The sequence below is a fragment of the Moorena sp. SIO2C4 genome, assembly GCF_010672485.1.
Taxonomy (GTDB): domain Bacteria; phylum Cyanobacteriota; class Cyanobacteriia; order Cyanobacteriales; family Coleofasciculaceae; genus Moorena; species Moorena producens.
In genome coordinates this window covers 1-1,975 of the sequence record NZ_JAAHGN010001254.1, presented here as the reverse complement: position 1 = coordinate 1,975, position 1,975 = coordinate 1, and the positions used below count along the sequence as shown (strand labels likewise).

Here is a 1,975-nt window from a genome sequence, read left to right as displayed (position 1 = left end):
GACTAAAGTAGGTTTTGTCACGGCGAAATTTGGGGATGAGTGGTTTGGTTCATCTGGGGTGATGATTGGTCCTCACCATTTTCTCACCTCAGCTCATAGCATCTTCAACAGCACTCGTTCTGACTCTGCTGGAAATGGTGGCTATGCAGACGAAATATACGTCCATCTCGGTCAAGATGGTCAAGAAAAATATTATGGTCAAGTGGGTGTAACCTATTTTCATACGGTGAACGGTTATACAGCAGATAATGATGGTGATGGAATTATTGCTGATGCTGACAGTAATGAAGATGACGGGAATTATGATTGGGCGGTCTTAAGCCTCGATCGCAATATTGGTAATTACACTGGTTGGATGGGATGGCAATGGAATTCGGATCTTAGTTGGTTTAATGACTTAAATGTCAATATAACTGGGTATCCTAAAAACACAATCAACAGTGAGGGAATTGTTGAAACTAATTGGTCAGGTAGTTTGGCAGGAATAGACCATTCTGCGGAAATGTATACAATTTCTGGTACTATTAATTCTGCTGATAACTATCAGATTAAACACCATCTTGATGCTACTGGAGGCAATAGTGGTGGTCCAGTATGGCGTTCTGAAGGTAACTCAGAATATGTTATCGGTCTGACAAGTGGCTATATTCATGATAGCCAAAATACTCCTACCCATAATGAAGCTATTCGCTTACAGAAATACATGACCGATTTGATAGAGGATTGGAAGACAAACGATCCTAATCCAGTAGATAAACCTGATCTTGTGGATTATGATCAATGGTTTGGTACTGACTTTGACTACCTTTCATCTAACTCGATTAAACCAGGAGATAACTTAACTACACGTTTTGTAACTCGTAACAACGGTACAGCAGCATCAGGAAACTTCGACGTCAATTTCTATGCATCTACAGACAATGACGTTACTAACTCCAGCGGTTCCCACTGGTTCCTTGGTAGCGATACAATAAGCTCCTTAGATCCTTTCAATTGGGATTACGCAACATGGAGTGGTTCTTTTCCTAATCTCAACCCTGGGTCCTACTATATCATTGGGTTTATTGACCCTAGCACGTCTATTGATGAGTTTGATGACAGCGCTGCTAGCAATCAAGTGGTATTTGACTCAATACTTCAAGTTCAATCTTTATTTTAGTAAGCATTCAGCTATCAGCTATCAGCTAATGGGTTAGGTCCCAGGGTCGAAGCCTGTGCCACCCTATTTGAGGTGCTTATGCGCTATGGCTACGGTTGATGAGGAAACCTTGAAGTCCCAGGGTCGAAGCCTGTGCCACAAACCTGACCACTGACCACTGACCACTGACCACTGACCACTGACCACTGACCACTGACCGCTGACTGCTGACCGCTGACCGCTTACTGCTTACATATCAGCTTTTAAAGGCAGCCACTCTTGATTTAATAATTGTTCGAGAGTATAGGGACAGTCTTCAGGAAATTGAATCATCATACCGGTTTTTTTTATGACATATTTTAAAGCTTTTTGATAAACTTTGCCTTGATTATGTTGTAAATGATTGCGGAGGTTTTGAGTTAAATACTCGTCCAGTTGGGTTCTAAAGCTCATAATTTCCGCTTGCCAATGATTGGCATTATAGTCATATTGATCTTGCCAATAGTTCAGCAGTAGTAAATGTCGGATAATTTGTTCCAAAAAACTTTCAACTGTTAATTTATCTCGACGGCTCAATCCTTCTAATTCCTCAATTAAATGCTCTATGTCGAGATTTTCTAGTCGTTTTTCTTTTAGGAGTTTCAATGTTGATAATAACCATTGCTCATTATCAACATCATACAGAGAATATAGATCACTTGTTTTAGTCATAGCGGTTTTCAAGCTAGTAAGGAGTTTTTGGGTTTTAGGGAACAGGGAACAGGGAACAGGGAACAGGGAACAGGGAACAGGGAACAGGGAACAGGGAACAGGGAACAGGGAACAGGGAACAGGGAA

At 41.1% G+C, this 1,975-nt stretch carries 2 protein-coding genes; one reads left to right on the top strand and one right to left on the bottom strand.

Annotated elements, in window-relative coordinates; genetic code table 11:
* The coding region (locus tag F6K20_RS36275; RefSeq protein WP_287298060.1) for a trypsin-like peptidase domain-containing protein at positions 1 to 1,159 on the top strand (1,159 nt) is incomplete at its 5' end.
* Positions 1,160 to 1,387: 228 nt separating this feature from the next.
* On the opposite strand, the gene F6K20_RS36270 is transcribed toward F6K20_RS36275, so the two are convergent.
* Entirely contained in the window at positions 1,388 to 1,849 is a 462-nt protein-coding gene (locus tag F6K20_RS36270) for a DUF29 domain-containing protein (protein WP_071102549.1), read from the bottom strand.
* Positions 1,850 to 1,975 lie beyond the last annotated feature (126 nt).